Source organism: Halomonas sp. PBN3, from assembly GCF_000475415.1.
Classification (GTDB): domain Bacteria; phylum Pseudomonadota; class Gammaproteobacteria; order Pseudomonadales; family Halomonadaceae; genus Halomonas; species Halomonas shengliensis.
The window spans coordinates 1-760 of sequence record NZ_AXCA01000125.1; the positions used below are offsets into that span (position 1 = coordinate 1).

General features: G+C 55.1%; 1 pseudogene. It reads left to right on the plus strand.

The features are described from left to right. Positions 1-122 precede the first annotated feature (122 nt). Positions 123-748, plus strand: a pseudogene (locus Q673_RS35535) (IS630 family transposase); the annotation flags it as partial. Positions 749-760: the final 12 nt, after the last annotated feature.

Sequence of the window (760 nt, forward strand, 5' to 3'; positions counted from 1 at the left end):
CATGGGGCCATCCATTAGCCAAAGCTATTAGATGACCACAGCAGCTCCTATCGGTAAAGCCCTACAAGCCCCGTCCTAGAGCGGTTTGTCGTGCGTTTTCCCTGCCCTTCGCCGGGCGTTGAAAAAAAAATCGCTATAGTTTCAAGCGCGTTCGGCATTCACTGAAGGCGCGGCGCGACGAAACGGATTTCCGCAACACTCAGGGCCTCCTCAAGGCGCTTCACAAGCGGGAAGACCAGGGCGAGCATGAGCTCTATTACTTTGATGAATCAGGCTTTTCCCAGTCATCGTCGGTGCCATACGCGTGGAGCCCCATCGGCAAGCCCTGCGAGGTAACGGCGTACTCACATAGTCGAAGGCTGAACGTACTGGGATTCCTCAGCCGAGCCGGGAAGCTGGTCTTCCATACCACCACTGGCTCGGTGACCACCGAGACAGTCATCGAAGCGTTTGACCATTTTGTGTCCCAGAAAGACCCCAATGCCTTTGCCGTCGTGGTGCTCGACAATGCCAGCATGCATCGCTCCAAGGCTTTCAGGCGGAAGATAGTGGAGTGGATGTCGCATCGTGTGCACCTGGTCTACCTATCGGCTTACTCGCCGGAGCTGAACCTGATTGAGATTCTGTGGCGGCAGATGAAGTATGCCTGGCTGCCGTTGAGTGCCTACCTCTCGTTTGAGCACCTCTGCAACGAGGTTCATCGCCTACTCGGGGTAGCTATGGATCTGATAACGCGATTAATAAATAAGGTAATCCCCCG